Annotated in this window: 10 protein-coding genes; 7 read left to right on the top strand and 3 right to left on the bottom strand. The window is 67.2% G+C overall.

Annotation, left to right across the window (positions count from 1 at the left end):
- The first annotated feature begins 50 nt into the window (after positions 1-50).
- The 3 genes from ACIRA5_RS12545 (at position 51) to ACIRA5_RS12535 (ending at position 11,005) form a co-directional block, all read left to right on the top strand.
- Positions 51-3,626, top strand: coding sequence for a LamG-like jellyroll fold domain-containing protein (locus ACIRA5_RS12545; protein WP_403690130.1), 3,576 nt, complete (start codon positions 51-53; stop codon positions 3,624-3,626).
- Positions 3,627-3,753: 127 nt separating this feature from the next.
- The gene (locus ACIRA5_RS12540; RefSeq protein WP_403690128.1) at positions 3,754-10,566 is read left to right on the top strand and encodes an RHS repeat-associated core domain-containing protein; all 6,813 of its coding nucleotides are present in this window, start codon (positions 3,754-3,756) and stop codon (positions 10,564-10,566) included.
- 109 nt (positions 10,567-10,675) lie between these two features.
- Positions 10,676-11,005: a hypothetical protein gene (locus tag ACIRA5_RS12535; protein WP_403690125.1), complete on the top strand. Its 330-nt coding sequence runs from the start codon at positions 10,676-10,678 to the stop codon at positions 11,003-11,005.
- Between the two features lie 186 nt (positions 11,006-11,191).
- On the opposite strand, the gene ACIRA5_RS12530 is transcribed toward ACIRA5_RS12535, so the two are convergent.
- On the bottom strand, positions 11,192-11,371 hold the full coding sequence (locus ACIRA5_RS12530; RefSeq protein WP_403690124.1) for a DUF397 domain-containing protein: 180 nt from the start codon (positions 11,369-11,371) through the stop codon (positions 11,192-11,194).
- 3 nt (positions 11,372-11,374) lie between these two features.
- Positions 11,375-12,226 carry a helix-turn-helix domain-containing protein gene (locus ACIRA5_RS12525; RefSeq protein ID WP_403690122.1) on the bottom strand — a complete coding sequence of 284 codons (852 nt, stop codon included), beginning with the start codon at positions 12,224-12,226 and terminating at the stop codon, positions 11,375-11,377.
- Positions 12,227-12,475: 249 nt separating this feature from the next.
- On the opposite strand from ACIRA5_RS12525, the gene ACIRA5_RS12520 reads away from it, so the two are divergent.
- The 4 genes from ACIRA5_RS12520 to ACIRA5_RS12505 all read left to right on the top strand — a co-directional run bounded on the left by ACIRA5_RS12520 (position 12,476) and on the right by ACIRA5_RS12505 (position 17,305).
- A complete protein-coding gene (locus ACIRA5_RS12520; RefSeq protein ID WP_403690120.1) occupies positions 12,476-12,955 on the top strand; it encodes an ATP-binding protein in 480 nt (159 codons plus the stop codon).
- A 91-nt stretch (positions 12,956-13,046) separates the two neighbouring features.
- Positions 13,047-13,643 carry a Uma2 family endonuclease gene (locus tag ACIRA5_RS12515; RefSeq protein ID WP_403690703.1) on the top strand — a complete coding sequence of 199 codons (597 nt, stop codon included), beginning with the start codon at positions 13,047-13,049 and terminating at the stop codon, positions 13,641-13,643.
- Between the two features lie 154 nt (positions 13,644-13,797).
- Positions 13,798-15,435, top strand: a complete 1,638-nt coding sequence (locus ACIRA5_RS12510; RefSeq protein WP_403690119.1) for a succinic semialdehyde dehydrogenase — start codon at positions 13,798-13,800, stop codon at positions 15,433-15,435.
- A gap of 64 nt (positions 15,436-15,499) precedes the next feature.
- The gene (locus ACIRA5_RS12505; RefSeq protein WP_403690116.1) at positions 15,500-17,305 is read left to right on the top strand and encodes a GMC family oxidoreductase N-terminal domain-containing protein; all 1,806 of its coding nucleotides are present in this window, start codon (positions 15,500-15,502) and stop codon (positions 17,303-17,305) included.
- Positions 17,306-17,483: 178 nt separating this feature from the next.
- On the opposite strand, the gene ACIRA5_RS12500 is transcribed toward ACIRA5_RS12505, so the two are convergent.
- Positions 17,484-18,467, bottom strand: a complete 984-nt coding sequence (locus ACIRA5_RS12500) for an LAETG motif-containing sortase-dependent surface protein (protein WP_403690115.1) — start codon at positions 18,465-18,467, stop codon at positions 17,484-17,486.
- Positions 18,468-18,683 lie beyond the last annotated feature (216 nt).

Here is an 18,683-nt window from a genome sequence, read left to right as displayed (position 1 = left end):
GGCGTACCGTAGCCATCGCCACAACTCTCGCAGCCCTGCTGACGACCGGGATGAGCGGCGCGCCCGCTCTCGACCGGACGGTCCGCGCCGGTGCCGGTGAGGTGGGCAAGGCGGACCAGGTCGGCGACAGCCCGGCGCTCACCCAGGACGCGGCGCAGACCAAGGCCGCCAAGTCGGGCGACCCCGTGGAGGTCTTGAGCTTGCGCGACGAGCGCAGCACGACGGTCGCCAACCCTGACGGCACCTTCACCGTCAAGCAGTACGTCCAGCCAGTCCGTACGCGCAAGAACGGCAAATGGGCGGCGATCGACACGACACTGGTCAAACGGAGCAACGGGTCGTACGCGCCCAGGGCCGCCCTCAGCGCGATGTCCTTCTCCGGCGGCGGTGACACGACGTTCGCCGAGATCGAGAAGGACGGGCGCTCGTTTGCCCTTGACTGGCTGCACGAGCTTCCCAAGCCGGAGATCGACGGCTCGACCGCCACATACAAGAACGTCCTGGACGGGGTCGACCTCAAGGTCACCGCCAGCGCCGAGGGCTTCTCGCACGTCTTGGTGGTCAAGAGCGCGAAGGCCGCGGCTAACCCTGAGCTGGCACAGCTCGAACTGCCCGTGGACTCCACCGCCGTCGAGCTGAATGATGCGGTGGGCGGCGGCCTGACCGTCACCGACAGCGGTTCCGGCGGCACCGTCTTCGAGGCGCCGCAGCCTCTGATGTGGGATTCCAGTCATGAGAACGGGGCGGACGACGGCGCCAAGTCGTCGCCCTCCCCGTCGGCAGAGGCGGCCGGGGACACCGAGACGGTTACCCCTCCCGACGGGGCTCAGGTCGCGGATGTTGCCGTAGGCCTTGCGCCGGACTCCATGACGCTCACCCCGGATGCCGGGCTGCTCACCGGCAAAGACACGGTTTTCCCGGTCTACATCGACCCCGTCATCAAGACCGCCAACCGCAGCAGCTGGGCCATGGTGTCCTCGCACTGGTCGTCCAACTCCTACTGGAAGTTCGATGACGACGAAGGCGTGGGCCGCTGCCCGTCCGACGTGTCCTTCCGCTGCGCCAGCAACGACGACGTCAAGAGGCAGTTCTTCGCGATCCCGACCGGGACGTTCGAGGGCAAGGACATCGTCGACGCCGAGTTCGCGGTGACGATGGTATTCACCTACAGCGACTCCGCGCGCGAGGCACAGCTGGCCCGGGTCAACAGCAGTGGCGCGAGCGCGATCAGCTCGTCGACGAACTGGTCCAACCAGCCGTCCTCGAAGGGCACCGTCGACTCCAAGTCGCCGACGAACCCGGCGGGTTCGTGCACGTCGACCAACCAGAACGTGCGGTTCGACGCCAAGAGCACGATCCAGAAGGCCGCCGACAGCGGCTGGGACACCACCACGTTCCGTCTCAAGGCGGCCAGTGAGTCCGACACCTCGTACTGGAAGCGCTTCTGCGGCAACGCGTACGTCTCCGTGACGTACAATCGGCCGCCACTGGAGCCGGACATGGACGAGCTGGAGATGGCGCCTGGCGGCTCGTGCGAGTACGGCAAGGCCACTGAGCACTACGTGACCGAAGCGCCGCACGTGACCGCTGTGGTCAAGGACTACGACCACAACGACGTCAAGGGCAACAGTGAGACGTTGCAGGCGAAGTTCAAGGTCTGGTGGACGAACAGCTCCGGCGCCGAGGTCGTCCACTACGCGACGACGGGCAAGCAGAGCACCACCGGCAAGGGCAGCACCGGCCAGGCCGTGTTCAAGTACACCATCGGCAGCGACCTCACCGGCGACGGCGAGGCGGGCTTCAGTATCCCGCAGAACACCACCATCGCCTGGGCGGTCCAGGGGTACGACCAGACTGCGTGGGGTCCCTGGTCCACCGACGGCGACCAGACCCGCTGCGAGTTCATCTACGACACCAGCAAGCCCAAGTCGGCTGTGATCACCTCGTCCCGGTACCCGGACGACGATGCCTGGCACGCGGGCACCGGTGACTATGGCGCGTTCACCATGGACTCGCCGTCCACCGACGTGACGAAGTACAAGTACTACTTCACAGGCCCGCACGCCGTGAACACGCCCGTGACGGTGAACGCCGAGTCCACCGGTGGCCCGGCGACCATCCGTTGGATGCCACCGAGCGAAGGCCCGTACTTCTTGCACGTCACCGCGATCGACGGAGCGGGCAACCCGCAGACGACTCCGACCACCCACACCTTCCTGGTCAGCGACGGTCGTGCTCCGGTCGCGGGCTGGACGCTCGGCGACGCAAAGGGCGCCTCATCAGCGGCCGGCAGCAACGGCGCGCCCAATGCGGCCGTAGGCTCGGGTGTGACCTTCGGTGTCCAGGGGCCGCTCGGCTCCACCGACACGGCGGCCTCGTTCGACGGCACCGCGAGCGCCTACCTGGATTCCGGCAAGTCCGCGGTCGACACCGGTTCTACATTCTCGATCAGTGCCTGGGTGATGCTCCCCTCACTCCCCGCTGAGAATATGACCGTCGTCAGCCAGGACGGCACGGCTCAGCCGGGCTTCGAACTTGGCTACGACGCGGTCAGCGCGTCGTGGACCTTCCGCATCCCCGTCTCCGACATGGACTCGCTCGGCACCTGGAAAGTCTCGGGCGCGGCGGCAGTCCCCGGCAGTTGGACCCACCTCATCGGGGTGTACGACGCCGAACTCGCAACGATGATGCTGTACGTCAATGGAGTGCTCGTCGCCGATGATGTCCAGGCGCGGCACTCCACGTGGAGCGCCACCGGTGGCGTCCAGATCGGCCGCAAGCTTTCCCTGAATGGCTACACCACTTTCCTCAAGGGCAGCGTCGCCGACGTCAAGCTCCACGACCGGGTAATCCCTGTGACCGAGGGGCAGGAGCTGGGAGGCATCCAGCCCCACCAGCTCGCCTACTGGCAGCTGGACGCGGCGACGTCCGGTGTCTCGCCGGAGACGGGCGGCGACACCGGGCTGACGCTGGGCGGCGGTGCCTCCATCTACCTGCCCGACGACTCCTGCGACCCCGAGCTCGACCCGGACTGTGTGCCCCCGGCCGAGCCCCTGTGGGGTGACGGACACCTGGCGCTGAACGGCACAAGCGCCTATGCGACCAGGGCGGCGGGTCTGCTCTCCGCCGAGGACAGCTTCACGTTGACCGCCCGCGCCCGGCTCGCCGCGGTGAACCCGAGCGGCAACGAGACGGTTCTCTCACTGTCCGGCACGAATAACAGCGCGATCACCGTGAAGTACCTGGCGGCCAGCAACCGTTGGCAGCTGGGAGTGACGGGAGCCGATACGTCGGCCCCGGTCACCACCACCGTCCTCGACAACGGCGACCTGCCCAGCTTGGAAGGCGATGGCGACCATCTCGCCCTCGTCTACAACGCGGTCTTCGGCGATGTGCTCCTGTACGTCAATGGCGTCGCGGTGGCCGAGGCGCCCTGGGACAACACCTGGGACTTCAGCAAGACGGGGCTCCAGGTCGGCCGGACACTGACCGGTTCGACCGCGAGCGAGTACTTCTCCGGCGCGATCGACGAAGTGCGCATGTACCAGGGGCCGCTGGACGCCTCGCTGGTGACGTTGGTCGCGGTGATGCCCGCGGGTGCCAGCATCGACGAGACCTCCGCATAACCCAAGGACGCGCGGGCGGGCGGCACCCAGGCCGCTCACCCGCGCGTCCCGCTGTTGCCTGCCGCTGGCACTGAGCGTGTCCGTCCACTCACTGACGTCCGCATCCCCCGATTCCGATGGAGATGTCATGCCCCTGCCTATTTGGTTCCGGTCTGCCAGACCGGGCCGGCGCCGCGGCCGACGCCGCGCCGCGCTGGTCCTCGGTCTGGCGCTGTCCATAGGTCTGCTCCCGCAGTACACCCCTACGGATGCCGTGGCCGACACCGGCCAGACCAAGCCGAAGACCCAGACCGATCTCGACGCCCCGGTCCGCGGGAAGAATGCCAAGGCCAAGACGTACAACAAGGCCAACGCCGCGAAGAAGGCCGCGGTCAAGCAAGCCGACAAGGTCCACTGGCCCAAGGCGGGCAGCGCCGAGATCGACCTCTCAGGCAAGGCGGCCAAGGCCGCGGACCTGCCCCTGACGGCCAAGGCTGCTGGTGGAGACAAGAGCGCGGAGTCTGTACGTGTCGAGGTGCTGGGCCGTAAGGCAGCCCAGGCCGCCGGTGTGGACGGGGTCCTGTTCACCGTGGCCCGCACAGACGGCGAGAGCGTCCAGGGTGACGCGCAAGTCACCCTGGACTACTCGGACTTCGCGGACGCCTACGGCGGTGGCTACGGCTCCCGGCTGCGGCTCGTGCAGTACCCGGAGTGTGTGCTGACCACGCCGGAGAAGAAGAGCTGCTCGACGCCGACCAATCTGAAGAGCAGCAACAACGCGGCGAAGCAGACGCTGACGGCGAAGGTTGCCGCAGCCCGTGACACCACGGGCGCCACGACCCAGATGATGACCGAGGCGGCCAACGCGACCTCGGCGACGGTGCTGGCGGCCACCGCGAGCAGCGGCGGCGGACAGGGCGACTACAAGGCGACGAGCCTGGCTCCGTCCTCGGAGTGGGGTGTCGACACCAGCTCGGGCGCGTTCACCTGGTCGTACCCCCTGACTACGCCGCCGGTACCGGGCGGGTTGCAGCCCCCGGTCGGCCTCAGCTACAACTCCCAGTCAATCGACGGCCAGACCGCGGCCACGAACAATCAGGGCTCGTGGGTCGGCCAGGGCTTCTCCTACGATCCCGGCTACATCGAGCGCAGCTACAAGAGCTGCGCCGACGACGGTCAGGCCTCCAATCTCGGCGACCAGTGCTGGGCGTTCGACAACGCGACGCTCTCGCTCACAGGAGGCACCTCCGGTGAGATCGTCAAGGACGACACCACGGGCGAGTGGCGGATCAGCAATGACGACAACTCCAAGGTCGAGCACCTGACCGACGCCACCAACGGCGACAACAACGGCGAATACTGGAAGATCACGACCGGCGACGGTACCCAGTACTTCTTCGGTCTGAACCGGCTGCCCGGCTACGCCAGCGGCAACGAGGAGACCGACTCCACCTGGACCGTCCCCGTCTACGGCGACGACTCGGGCGAGCCCTGCTACAACGCCACCTTCGCCAACGCGTACTGCACACAGGCCTGGCGCTGGAACCTCGACCACGTCATCGACCCGCACGGCAACGTCATGTCGTACTTCTACGGCAAGGAGACGAACTACTACACGCAGGGCCTCAAGACCACCGAGAACGGCAAGTCCTACGTCCGCGGCGGTTACCTGAAGCGTATCGACTACGGCCAGCGCGTGGGCAAGGCGTACTCCACCAAGCCGGCCGCCCAGGTCGCCTTCACCACTGCCGAGCGTTGCATCGGGTCCTTGACCGACTGCTCGGTCGACGCGCTCAAGGACTCCACGGCCGCCGACTGGCCGGACATTCCCTGGGACCAGAACTGCAAGGCCGACACCAAGTGTGCCGGTCAGAACTCGCCGACCTTCTGGACCCGCAAGAAGCTCACCAAGATCACGACGCAGATCCGGACCGGCGACTCCATATACACCCCGGTCGACGAGTGGAGCGTCTCCCACATCTTCACCGACAACGGAGACGCCTCGAAGTCGCTGTGGCTGAACAACATCACCCACACCGGCAAGGTGGGCACCGACGCCTCCGTGCCGTCCGTCGAGCTCTACGGCAAGCAGCTCGCCAACCGAGTCGACGTGAGCGGCGACAACCTGCAGCCCTTCTACCGCTTCCGGCTCTCCGCAGTGGTGAGCGAGTCGGGCGGCAAGCTGAGCGTCAACTACGCCGACACGCAGTGCACGCCGAGCAGCCTGCCGACCGAAGACTCCTCGGCCAAGCGCTGTTTCCCGGTGAAGTGGACCCCTCCGGGCGTCACCGACCCGATCGTGGACTGGTTCCACAAGTACGTCGTCGCGTCGGTCGTCGAGCAGGACCTGACCGGCGGCAACCCGGATCAGGTCACCTCGTACACGTACCTGGGTGACGCGGGCTGGCGCAAGGCCAAGGCCGATGGCATCACCAAGGACGAGTACCGCACGTGGGGCGACTGGCGCGGCTACGGCAAGGTCCGCGTCGAGACCTCCGACGGCACCAACTCCGCCTCCAACACCAAGACCGAGCACACCTTCTTCCGTGGCCTCGACGGCGACGTCGACAAGACTGGAGCCACCCGCCCCGCGACGGTGACCGACACCAACGGCGTGTCGTACACGGACTCGGACTGGAAGGCCGGCTTCGAGCTGGAGACGGTCACCTATAACGGTGACAAGATCACCGAGAAGGCCGTCACCGAGCCGTGGTCCGCGGTCACCGCGACCGACACCCACGACTGGGGCACGCGCAAAGCCCGTTACGTGGAGAAGGGGACCACCAACTCCTACACGGCACTCACCACGGGCGACTGGCGCAACACCCGCTCCACCAACGTGTACGACGACACGACCGGCCGTATCACCCAGGTCGACGACGACGGCGAGGTCGGCGTCGCCGACAACCAGTGCACACGTACCGAGTATGCAGACAACGCGAGCGCCCACCTGTACGCGTACGTCTCGCGCACGGAAACGGTCGCCGTGGACTGCGCCACGACACCCAACCGCGCCACCCAGGTCATCTCCGACGACCTGACCCTGTACGACGGTTCGACCACTCTGGGGGCGGCTCCGACCAAGGGTGACCCGACCCTCACCAAGCGCCTGACGGCCCACGACGGCAAGGTGGCCACGTACCAGACGTCCGCCGATACGACGTACGACCCCTACGGGCGCCCGCTCTCGGTCAAGGACGCGGAAACCCACACCACGACGACCGTCTACGCGGACAACGCCTACGGCCTGGCCACGAAGTCCACGGTCACCAACACCTTGGGCTGGACGACCTCGACCGAGTACGCCACCCAGTGGGGCCTGCCGAGCGCCAAGGTCGACGAGAACGGCAAGCGCACGGAGCTGGCCTACGACGGCCTGGGTCGCCTGACCTCCGTCTGGCTCTCCGACCGCATCGGTCTGACCCCGTCGATCAAGTATGACTATCTGATCCGCGGCGATTCCGGCCCGACCGCGGTCCACACCCAGAAGATCGAGAACGACGGCACCTCGTACGGCAGTGAGTGGACCCTCTACGACGGCCTGCTCCGCCCGCGCCAGCAGCAGACCGAGGGCGACGGCGGCGGCCGCATGGTCGCCGACACCATCTACGACGGCTCCAACCGCGTCGCCAAGGTCAACGACACCTACTACACCTCCGGAGCCCCGTCCTCCACGCTCTTCCAGCCCCTCAACTCGGACGTGGACGCGCAGACGGTCACCGAGTACGACGGCGCGAGCCGCGCCACGGCATCGATCTTCAAGGTCGCGGGCACGGAGAAGTACCGCACCACGTACACGTACGGTGGCGACCGGATCACGGCGAACCCGCCGGCAGGGCAGTCGGCCACCACGGTCGTGTCCGACGCGCGGGGGCAGGCGACGACGCGAATCGAGTACCCCACCGGGGGCGCGGCGGTCACCACGTCGTACGGCTACACGCCCTCGGGCCAGCTGTCGAAGGTGACGGACGACGCCGGGAACGTCTGGTCGTACGAGTACGACCAGCTGGGGCGGAAGAAGACGGCCGTCGACCCCGACACCGGTACCTCCACGCTCACCTACGACGCGATGGACCGTCCGACATCGGTCACGCTCAACGGCACCAAGACGTCGACGAAGTACGACGAACTGGGCCGGGAGATCTCGACCTGGCAGGGCGAGGCTGACACCGGCACCAAGCTGTCGGTGACGAAGTACGACACGATCTTCAAGGGGGAGCTGTACGGCAAGTACACGTACAAGGACGGCGCGGTCTACTCGTCGGTGATCTACCCGGTCCTCGACGCGGACAACGACTACAAGCCGACCTCGACGAAGTTCACCCTGTCGAAGACGGCCGAGCCGCAGCTGGGCGGCACGTACGAGTACACGGCCCAGTACAACGACGACAGTTCGGTGCAGGGTCAGGGGCTGCCTGCGGCAGGTGACTTGCCGGCTGAGGCGATCAAGTACGGCTACGACGACCTGCAGCGCCTGTCGGGCCTCACCACCTCGCTCGGCGGCCTCAGTTACGTCACGGACGTGACCTACTCGCCCACATCCAACCTGGAGCAGCTCGAGCTGTACACGGGCGCCAGCGGCGACAAGAAGACCTGGCTGTCGTACAACTACGAGGCAGGCACCGACCGGCTCAAGAACTCCAACGTCAGGGTCGAGGGCGGAGCGAGCGCGGCGTACGACGCGGACTACACGTACGACTCCAGCGGCAACATCCTCTCCATCGCCGACACCCCGAGCGCCGGCACGAGTGATGTGCAGTGCTTCACCTACGACGGGTTGAGCCGCCTGACGGACGCGTGGACCTCGTCCACGACGCCCGGCGGTGCCTCGGGAACCGGCAGCACGGAAGCGGCCTGTTCCTCGGGCGCGTCGGCCTCGACGGTCGGCGGAGTCTCCCCTTACTGGACGGAGTACGGCTACGACTCGATCGGCAATCGCAAGAGCGAGGTGCGCCACGGCCTGAACGGCGCAGGCACCTCGACCCGCGACTACACCTACGCCAAGGGCTCCGGCCCGAACGGCACGGACTCCGGTCCACACACCGTCTCGTCGGTCGTCGAGAAGACGGCGGCCACCAGCACCACGCCGCAGGTCACGTCCCAGGGCACCTACACCTACGACATCTCGGGCAACACCCACACGCGGGTCCTGTCCGGTGACACGCAGACCCTGGACTGGGACAAGCAGAACGAGCTGACCCAGGTCACGAATGCCGACGGGAAGGTGACGTCGTACAAGTACGACGCTTCGGGTGAGCGCATCCTGCGGGACACCCCCACCGAGAAGACCGTCTACCTGCCCGGCACGGAACTCCACCTGGACAAGGCCACGTCCAAGGTGACCGCGACCCGCTACTACACCTTCGGTCCGACCACGGTGGCGATGCGGGACGCGAGCGGGGTGCACTTCCTCGGCGCGGATCACCAGGGCACGGCGGAACTCTCCATCGACGCCAAGACGGGCGCGACCTCACGCCGACGCACGGATCCGTTCGGCAACACCCGCGACCAGTCGTCGTCCTCCGGCGCGTCATGGGTCAACGACAAGGGTTTCGTGGGCGGCACCATCCAGGCGTCCACGGGCCTCGTCACACTCGGGGCACGCGAGTACGACGCCGACACCGGCCGCTTCATCTCGGCCGACCCGATCATCGACTACGGCGACCCGCAGCAGATCAACGGCTACGCCTACGCCAACAACAGCCCGGTGACTCGTAGTGACCCCTCGGGGCTCGAAAGCTGCGGCCCGTCCAACTACAGCTGCACCAAGGACACCATCGACACCATCAACAAGGCCGGCAAGGGTGGCGGAGGCACAGGCGGCGACGGTTCCGGTTCCGGAGGCAATGGCGGCGGCAGTGTCGACACGCCTGCCAAGGCAAAGGCAGAACAGGCCCGCGCCAAGGAGGACGCCGCCAAGCAGCGCGCGATCGACATCGCCAAGGAACTCGCCAAGATCATCGCCGACGAACTCGGCATCACCGACGCCCTTGACTGCTTCACCACGGGCAATCTCGGCTCGTGCGGCAACACTGCGCTCAACGTGGTGAGCTCGCTCATCAGTGGTGGCCCTATCGGCCGACTGGTGGCGAAGTACGGGTGGCGGGTCGACAAGGCCTATGCCGTGGGCAAGCGGATCGTTGGCTTGGGCGAGAAGCTCTGGGACGACTTCCAGGGGTGGCGCAGGGCCAAGAAGGTCGCGAAGGAAGCCACGAAGGCAGCCGAGGAGTGCAATAGCTTCACGCCCGACACCAGGGTGCAGATGGCCGATGGCACCACAAAGGCGATCAAGGACGTCGACATCGGCGACAAGATCTTGGCCACGGATCCCGAGACCGGTGAGACGAGGGTCGAGACGGTCACGGCCGAGATCAAGGGCACCGGCCTCAAGCACCTAGTCAAGATCAGCCTTGACGTAGACGGCGAAACAGGCAATAAGACGTCCACGGTCACCGCGACCGATGGTCACCCTTTCTGGGTACCGGAGCTCGGCAGATGGATTGATGCTGCCGACCTGGAGCCGGGGGAGTCGCTGCGCCTCACCGCCGGAACCCGAGTCCAGATCACCGCGGTCAAGCGGTGGACGGTGCAGCGGGCGACGGTGCACAACCTCACTGTTGCCAACCTGCACACGTACTACGTGCTGGCGGGCTCGGCTCCCGTCCTTGTCCACAACGCGAGTTGCTCGGTTCCGATTTCAAAGGGGCGCTGGGATCACATCTGGGACCGCCACGTCAACAGGAACGATCCCAAGTGGGCACACAAGAGCAAGTTCAACACCACCAGCAAAGCCAAGATTCAGAAGATGATCAACAGGGCCCTGGGGGATGACACGACCGATGGGGCGTATACCTATCGTTTCCCGACCGCGATCGGAAAGACTGCGGCAGGGGAGGACCAGTTCAATATTCGGGTCGTTGTGCGCGACCATAAGGTGATCAGTGCCTTCCCGTCCGACTGAGGTGATTCTGTCGGCGATTCGGCTCTGATTTTGGCGGACTGATGGGGGCAGGGTACCTCGGGAGGGTTGCCCTGCCCCTATATCGACGCCCATACCTTAAGATGCAAGCATGGGCGTTGATGTCATTCTTATGCAGATAAACCAAAAAGGGACGAGTCCGAAAAGGCGTCAAATGGCGGTCGTTGAAATTGTTCCGGACGGCGCGGATTCCTTCTCTCGGATGTGCGCGGAAAGCGATACCCCGATGTTGCAAAGGGTAGACCCCTATGGGTCGCTGGTCCTGACAGCGCAGCAGATGGAGCAGTTCGTGCAAGAGGTCGACCTGCTTCGGGGGCGGACGGAATCCACGTCGAACATTGCTCAGTTGGATCGGATCAAGACCCTCGCGGAGAGGTGCATGGGTGATTCGTTGCTGGAGTTGCATCTGGAGGGTGACTGACTGCGGTCGTGCGCGCGCCCCGAGATCTTGCGGACTGCGTGGGCTGCCCTGGCCCGAGATGTCGGAGGTGCCGGTCGGATCGATGGCGGTCGAGCCGAGGTAGCTATTGACGATGCGAAGAGCAGCCCATCGGTGGGAGTACTGGTGGGGTTGTTTCGCCTTCAGGCGGGATGGGTTCCGTCCGTCTTACGGTCGCAGGGTGGCTATCAGGGCACCGAGTTGGTCCGGGCCAGTGGTGAGGATGGTCTCTGGTTCGTCGCTTTCGCGGAGGAGGATGGTTCCGGTGGGGGTGGTGGCGAGGTAGACGCAGGAGGAGGCTTCCTCGCTGTACGTGGACTTCTGCCAGTTCAGTTCAGTCACGGTCATCCTTCACGTTGCGTGGGCGATGCGGTCGATGAGGTCGCGGGAGTCATCCGCTTCAAGGGTGGCCTTCTCCATGCGGTCAAGCACCAGTCGGTACTTAGTCAACTGCGCTGAAGTGTCGATGAGTTCGCTTCCGTAGGCGGCGTCGAGCTGAGCCGTGTCGAGTGCGGGTACGGGTCCGTAGGCGTAGTCGAGCCCATGGCCGACGGTGGGGAATGCGGTCCCGTCGAAGGGGATGACCCGGACGGTGATGTGGGGCTGTTCGCTCACCTTGACGATGTGCTTCAACTGCGCCCGGGCCACCTCGGTTCCACCGAACTGCATACGCAGCGCGGCCTCGTGGATGATCGCGGTGTACGGCGATGGCTGCTCGCGGTAGAGGATGGCCTGGCGCTTGATCCGGTGGGAGATGCGGTACTCGATCTGGTGCGGACGCAGGGTGGGGACCACCTGGCGGAAGAGCGTACGGGCGTGTTCCGGGGTCTGGAGCAGTCCGGGGATGTTGATGACCTGGGCCACGCGCAGGGCGGTGGCGTGGTGCTCCATCTCCGCGAGGTCCAGGAAGCGAGGTGGAAGGGTGTCCCGGTACTCCTCCCACCAGCCGCGTTCGCGGTGGGCCGCCATGGCGACGAGGGCGTCGACTAGGGGCTCATCGGTGCAGTCGTAGTTGTGGGCGAGGGTTCGGATGCGCTGCTCGCTGAGTCCGAAGCGGCCCGTCTCGATGTTGCTGATCCGTGCCTGGTTGGCGCTGATCATCTCGCCGGCTTCGCGGGCGGTGAGTCCCGCGCGTTCACGCAGCTTGCGGAGCTCAACTCCCAGCCGGAGCTGGCGTGCCGTTGGGGTCTGCCGTGGCGGCATGTGCTTCCGCTCCTTGTCGTGGGCCGTGCGCGGTCACTCACACGAGTGGAACGTCGGATGCATCCGCAGATTCTGTAGCAACCATTCTACGGACGTCGATACGGTGAGTCTCAAGCCGCTCAACTGACCCGGCTGGCAAGCCGGAAGCGCACTGCGCTGCACTCGACACCCACGTGTGCACGCGGCATGCCACCGCCCGGCCCCGGATCCGTCGAGCGAACTCAAATCCCCCCACTGCAGGAGGCGTTCATGGTCACCGTATCCCCGCAGAAGTCCGGTCCGTCCGCATCTTGGGCCTACGTCCTCCAGTTGCCGCACGATCCGCTCGCGCCGCACATCGCCCGCGGCACCCTCAGAGCAGTACTCGCCGGACACGGCATGACCCAATTCACCGACACCGCAGAACTCCTGACCTCGGAACTCGTGACGAACGCCTACCAGCATTCCACTGGCCCCGCCACCCTCCGCCTCCGCGCCCTCGGCGACACCCGCCTCCGCGTGAGCGTCTGGGACGCCAACCCCCACATTCCGCCCCCCTTCGACGAGCACCCCACCCCACTCCATCCCGTCCCCGCCACGGCTGGCGGCGGACGCGGACTGTTCCTCGTATGTCATTACGCGGATGCGTGGGGTGGCTACCCGCTCGGCGGCGACCTCTTTGGGCGGGGTGGAAAGCTGCTGTGGTGCGAGCTGGGACCGTGGGCCGATGGCCAGGCGGCCGCGGCGTGAGGGTCCACGGTTGCGAGCGGCGCAATCCGCGCGGCGCTACCGTGGAGGCAGCGACACGCCCTGTAATCGGTGGAGGACCGCGGTGACCATCATGAGCGAGCGTCCGGCGGCCATAGACGCTCCTTCGGCCGGAGCCTTTGGGGACATGCTTCGGACCGTCGAGGAGCTGGACACGCCTGAGGGTTACAAGGCCGAACTCATCCGGGGGAAGATCGTCGTGTCGCCGTGGTCGAAGCTGCGTTATCTGCGTCCCATGCGGAGGCTTCGCAGCCAGGTGGAGGCTCATGCGCCTGAAGGGCATGTCGCGGAGACCTCACCATTCCTCTTCGTGTTTCCGCCTGCTGAGCGAGGCTTCGGGCCCGACCTCTTTGTCGCCGACGAAACCGCCTTCGAAGCCGAAGGCCGGCACGCCGACGGCGCTGCCCTCTCCCTAGTCGCCGAGCTGACCTCCGCGTCCACCAAGGACGCCGACTGGCTCGACAAGCTGGACACGTACGGGCGCGTCGTCCCCGTGTATCTGGTGCTGGACATGCAGGTGGGGGAGATCACCGCGTTCTGGGACCCCTCCTCGAAGGGCTATCGGTCGCGGACCACGGTCACCTTCGGTACGCCCTTGCATGTTCCCCCGCCCTTCGACTTCGACCTCGACACCTCGGAGTTCGTGGGTGGCGCGGACGTGGAGAGCTGACCAACCTGGTCGGCCCCGGATTGGGTCCGGCTGCTTGAACAACGCCCTGATCAGGGCGTTCCCTGCCAGTGACCACTGGCGCGGTGTGTGCAGTCGGTGAAAGCGAGTTACCAACGGGTACCCAAAGCCCGCGCTCCGTCATACGCTGCGCCTCATGACGGACTCGCAGGCCTCGGAAATCACCGGCACGGTCAAGTCGGAAAAGACCGGCACCAACCCCCTCGCCCCCGCACCCGTGGGCGCCCGCACCGCCGCCGACGTGGTCACGCCCGAGCTGGTCGCGCAGCTCACCAGGGGTGTCGTCGGCTCCGGACGGACCGCCAACCACACCCCGTTCACCGGCGAGAAGCTGGCCGACCTGCCCGAGTCCACCCCCGAGGACGTACAGGAGGCCTTCGAGCGGGCCCGTAAGGCGCAGGTCGCCTGGGGTGCCGCGCCCGTACGGCAGCGCGCCGCCGTCCTGCTCCGCTTCCACGACCTGGTGCTCGCCCGCCAGGCCGAGGTGCTCGACCTCATCCAGCTGGAGACCGGCAAGGCCCGGCTGCACGCGCACGAAGAGGTACAGGCCGTCGTCGTGGCCGCCCGCCACTACGGCAGGAAGGCTCCCGCCTACCTCAGCCCCAAGCGGCACGCCGGGGCCATGCCCACCCTCACCAAGGTCACCGAACTGCGCCACCCGCGCGGTGTCGTGGGCCAGATCGCGCCCTGGAACTACCCCCTCGAACTCTCCGTCGGCGACGCGCTCCCGGCCTTCGTCGCGGGCAACGCGGTGGTGATGAAGCCGGACACCGAGACCTGCCTCACCGCCCTGTGGGCGCGCGACCTGCTCGTCGAGGCCGGGTTGCCCGCCGAGGTCTTCCAGGTCGTCATCGGGGACGGTCCGGTCGTCGGTCCCGAGGTCGTCAAGCACGCCGACTACGTCTCCTTCACCGGGTCCACCCGGACCGGCCGCGAGGTCGCCCAGGGCGCCGCTGCCCGGCTCGTCGGCGTCTCCCTCGAGCTCGGCGGCAAGAACGCGATGGTGGTCCTGGAGGACGCCGACATCGACAAGGCCGCCGCGGGCGCCGTTCGCGCCTGCTTCTCCTCCGCCGGGCAGCTCTGCATCTCCATCGAGCGGTTGTACGTCCACGAGTCCGTCGCCGACGCGTTCGCGGAGCGCTTCGCCGCCCGGACCAGGGCCATGCGGCTCGGCACCTCCCTCGCCTACGGCGCCGACATGGGCTCGCTGGTGGGGGAGCGGCAGCTGGAGACCGTGACCCGGCACGTGGAGGAGGCGGTCGCGAAGGGCGCGAAGATCGTCGCCGGCGGCGTCGCCCGCCCCGACATCGGCCCCTACTTCTACGAGCCCACCATCCTCGACGGCGTGGAAGCCCCCATGGCCGTCTGCAACGAGGAGACCTTCGGGCCCGTCGTCTCCCTCTACCGCTTCAAGACGGACGACGAGGTCGTCGAACTCGCCAACTCCACGTCGTACGGCCTCAACTCCTCCGTCTGGACGAAGGACGGGCGGCGCGGACGCGCGGTCGCGGCGCGGCTGCGTACCGGCACGGTCAACGTCAACGAGGGATACGCGCCCGCCTACGGCAGTGTCCAGTCGCCGATGGGCGGCATGAAGGACTCCGGCCTCGGCCGCCGGCACGGCTCCGAGGGCATCCTCAAGTACACCGAGGCACAGACCGTCGCCCAGCAGCGGCTGCTGCCGATGGCGCCCTCGCTCGGCATGGACGACGAGAAGTACGCGCAGTTCATGAGCCGCAGCCTGAGGGTGATGAAGGCGCTCCGGCTGCGCTAGCGCCCCGCAAGGGGCGCGGGGAACTGCGCGAGCAACCACGGACGACCCGCAGCGAGGAGAACACGTGTCGCAGGAGAACTCTGCCCGACCGCCGGTAGGCGACCCGTACGACTACGACGTCATCGTCGTCGGCTCCGGCTTCGGTGGCTCGGTCACGGCCCTCAGGCTCACCGAAAAGGGCTACCGCGTAGGCGTACTGGAAGCGGGCCGTCGCTTCACCCGTGACGCGCTGCCCAAGAACTCCTGGGACATCAAGAACTACCTGTGGGCTCCGGCGCTCGGCATGTACGGCATCCAGCGCATCCATCTGCTGGGCAACGTCATGGTGCTGGCGGGCGCCGGGGTCGGCGGCGGCTCCCTGAACTACGCCAACACCCTCTACGTACCGCCGAAGGCCTTCTTCGAGGACCCGCAGTGGAAGGACATCACCGACTGGCAGGCGGAGCTGAAGCCGTACTACGACCAGGCCCGCCGGATGCTCGGCGTGCGGCTCAACCCGACGATGACCCCCTCCGACGTCCATCTCAAGGCGGCGGCGCAGCGGATGGGCGTCGGCGACAGCTTCCACATGGCGCCGGTCGGCGTCTTCTTCGGTGACGGGCAGGACGCGGACGGCACGGCCAAGGCCGGGCCCGGCGGTGAGGTGGAGGACCCCTACTTCGGGGGCGCCGGACCCGCCCGCAAGGCGTGCACCGAGTGCGGCGAGTGCATGACCGGCTGCCGGCACGGCGCGAAGAACACCCTCAACGAGAACTACCTGTACCTGGCGGAGAAGGCGGGCGCGGTCGTGCACCCGATGACCACCGTCGTGTCCGTCACCGACGACTCGCAGGGCGGATACGCCGTCGCCACCCTGCCCACGGACGGGAAACGCAAGGGCGAAGGGCGCACGCTCAAGGCGCGCAGGGTCGTCATCGCCGCGGGCACGTACGGCACGCAGACACTGCTGCACCGGATGAAGGCGGGCGGCCAACTGCCGTTCCTCTCCCCGAGGCTGGGCGAGCTGACCCGCACCAACTCGGAGGCGCTGGTGGGCGCGCAGACCGACGACCGCCGCTACCGCAAGGCACACGGCACGCCCAGGGCCGACTTCACCCAGGGTGTCGCCATCACGTCGTCGATCCACCCGGACGCGAACACCCACATCGAGCCCGTCCGCTACGGCAAGGGCTCGAACGCCATGGGCGGCCTGTCCATCCTCCAGGTCCCGTACGCGGAGGGTTCGTCGAGGGTGGCGGGATGGCTGGCGAACGCGGCGAAGCACCCGCTGCTCGTGCTCCGCTCGCTCTCCAACCGCCGCTGGTCCGAGCGGACCATCATCGGTCTGGTGATGCAGTCGCTGGACAACTCCCTGACGACCTACCTGAAGCCGAAGGGCGCGGGCAAGGGCCTGCTGACGGCCCGGCAGGGGCACGGCGCGCCCAACCCCAAGCAGATCAGGGCGGCGTCCGAGGCCGCGTCCGCCGTCGCCGCGGAGATCAACGGGTTCGCGGGCAGCAATGTGGGCGAGCTGATGGGAACGCCGCTGACCGCGCACTTCCTGGGCGGCTGCCCGATCGGCGACTCCCGGGAGACCGGCGTGATCGACCCGTACCACCGGCTGTACGGCCACCCGGGCATCTCCGTCGTCGACGGCGCCGCGGTCTCCGCCAACCTCGGGGTGAACCCGTCGCTCACCATCACCGCCCAGGCCGAACGCGCGATGTCGTACTGGCCCAACAAGGGCGAGGCGGACCCGCGTCCGGCGCCGGGAGCGGCGTACGAGCGTCTGAAGCCGGTCGCGCCCCGTGACCCGGCGGTGCCCGCGGACGCCTTCGGCGCGCTGCGGCTGCCGTTCCTGGGAATGCCGACGGTGCCCCCGAAACCGTAAGCAGTGCAGCCGTAAGCAGTGCAGCCGTAAGCAGTACAGCCGTAGGCAGTGCAGCCGTAAGCAGTACCCACATGCAGACGGCTCATGGGAACGCGAAAAAGGACCTGTGCCCCCCTCCGAGCCCAGGTCCTTCTTCTCTTACGAGGCGTGCTGCCTACGTGGGTGTGCCGCTCACCGCTTACGCGGTCGCGTCACCCGTCTTGCGACGACGCACCACGAACACCGCACCGGCACCGGCGACGACGGCGAGGCCACCGGCGAGCGCGATCATCGGCAGGGCGGAGCTGGAGCCGGTCTCGGCGAGGCTGCCGTTGACCTCAGGGGTGTTGCCCTTGTCGGCCGGCTTGTCCGAGACCGGAACCTTGCCGCCTTCCTGCGGCTTGGTGCCATCGGTGTCGGTACCCGAGGAGACGATCTGGAACTTGTACGCGACCTCGCCGTAGCCGGTGCACTGGCCGTCCGTGTCGCCGTAGATGCTGGCGCCGAGCGAGAAGCCGGCGCCGACCGGGGCGCTGGACTTCACGTTGATACGGAGCGGGATGTCGACCTCGTAGTCGGGCTTCAGCTCGTCGGTGTAGCCGACGAACCCGACCGCGTAACCCTCGGAGTCGACGTCCTCCCAGGCCTTGGTGTCCTCGTTGTAGGCCTGGAGCTGGACCTTCTTGCTCTGGAAGAGGTCGTCGCCCGCCTTGTCGGAGGACGCGCCGGCGAAGAAGCCGAGCTCGTTCAGGGTGGACTTGGAGTTGTTGAGCACGTTCAGGGAGAACTTGTGCCAGCCACTGCCCGCCGCGATCTTGCCGGGCAGGCCGGAGATGGAGACGTCGACCTTGGAGTCCTGGCACTCGGACGGCTCGGGCTCCGGCGTGTCGGACGGCTCGGGCGACGTCGACGTGCTCGGCGCGGGAGTCGCGGAGGTCGAGGTGGTGGCGGTGGCGGAGGCGCTCGACGTCGGAGCCGTCTCGGTCGCCGACGCGGACGGGGTCTCGGAGGGCGCGGGAGTGGTCTCGGTCGGGGTCGCCGACGCGGACTCGCTCGCGGACTCGGACACCGTCGCGGTGGGGGAGGGGCTCTCTTCCGCGAACGCGGCCGGCGCCGAAAGCAGCGCCAGAGGGGCTATTGCTGCCGTTGCGGCCGCCAGGGCCATGGCACGGCGAAGCTTCATGAAGACCTCGGAAAGTCCGGTACCGCGTCGTCACGGTACGCGTATGGGATGAGGCCTCCGCGTGTGGGGCGCGGGTGTGGCCGTTGGTTCTGCAGGTGTGACCCGCGAAACCTGGGAACGGTTGTGCCTTCACTCACAGAATTCTTATGTGGGCTGTGTCACACGCGGATCTGCACGGATCTGCCTTGTGTACAGCCTTTCGATCCACTTAGAACT

This window comes from Streptomyces sp. NPDC096311, from assembly GCF_044763085.1.
Lineage (GTDB): Bacteria > Actinomycetota > Actinomycetes > Streptomycetales > Streptomycetaceae > Streptomyces.
The sequence above is the reverse complement of the archived record's forward strand: the minus strand, read 5'-3'. Positions and strand labels throughout refer to the sequence as shown.

Excerpts from the sequence above, each read along its gene's own strand:
- ACIRA5_RS12545 (WP_403690130.1), top strand. The coding sequence starts at position 51 with ATGAGCGGCGCGCCCGCTCTCGACCGGACGGTCCGCGCCGGTGCCGGT.
- ACIRA5_RS12540 (WP_403690128.1), top strand. The coding sequence starts at position 3,754 with ATGCCCCTGCCTATTTGGTTCCGGTCTGCCAGACCGGGCCGGCGCCGC.
- ACIRA5_RS12535 (WP_403690125.1), top strand. The coding sequence starts at position 10,676 with ATGGGCGTTGATGTCATTCTTATGCAGATAAACCAAAAAGGGACGAGT.
- ACIRA5_RS12530 (WP_403690124.1), bottom strand. The coding sequence starts at position 11,371 with ATGACCGTGACTGAACTGAACTGGCAGAAGTCCACGTACAGCGAGGAA.
- ACIRA5_RS12525 (WP_403690122.1), bottom strand. The coding sequence starts at position 12,226 with ATGCCGCCACGGCAGACCCCAACGGCACGCCAGCTCCGGCTGGGAGTT.
- ACIRA5_RS12520 (WP_403690120.1), top strand. The coding sequence starts at position 12,476 with ATGGTCACCGTATCCCCGCAGAAGTCCGGTCCGTCCGCATCTTGGGCC.
- ACIRA5_RS12515 (WP_403690703.1), top strand. The coding sequence starts at position 13,047 with ATGAGCGAGCGTCCGGCGGCCATAGACGCTCCTTCGGCCGGAGCCTTT.
- ACIRA5_RS12510 (WP_403690119.1), top strand. The coding sequence starts at position 13,798 with ATGACGGACTCGCAGGCCTCGGAAATCACCGGCACGGTCAAGTCGGAA.
- ACIRA5_RS12500 (WP_403690115.1), bottom strand. The coding sequence starts at position 18,467 with ATGAAGCTTCGCCGTGCCATGGCCCTGGCGGCCGCAACGGCAGCAATA.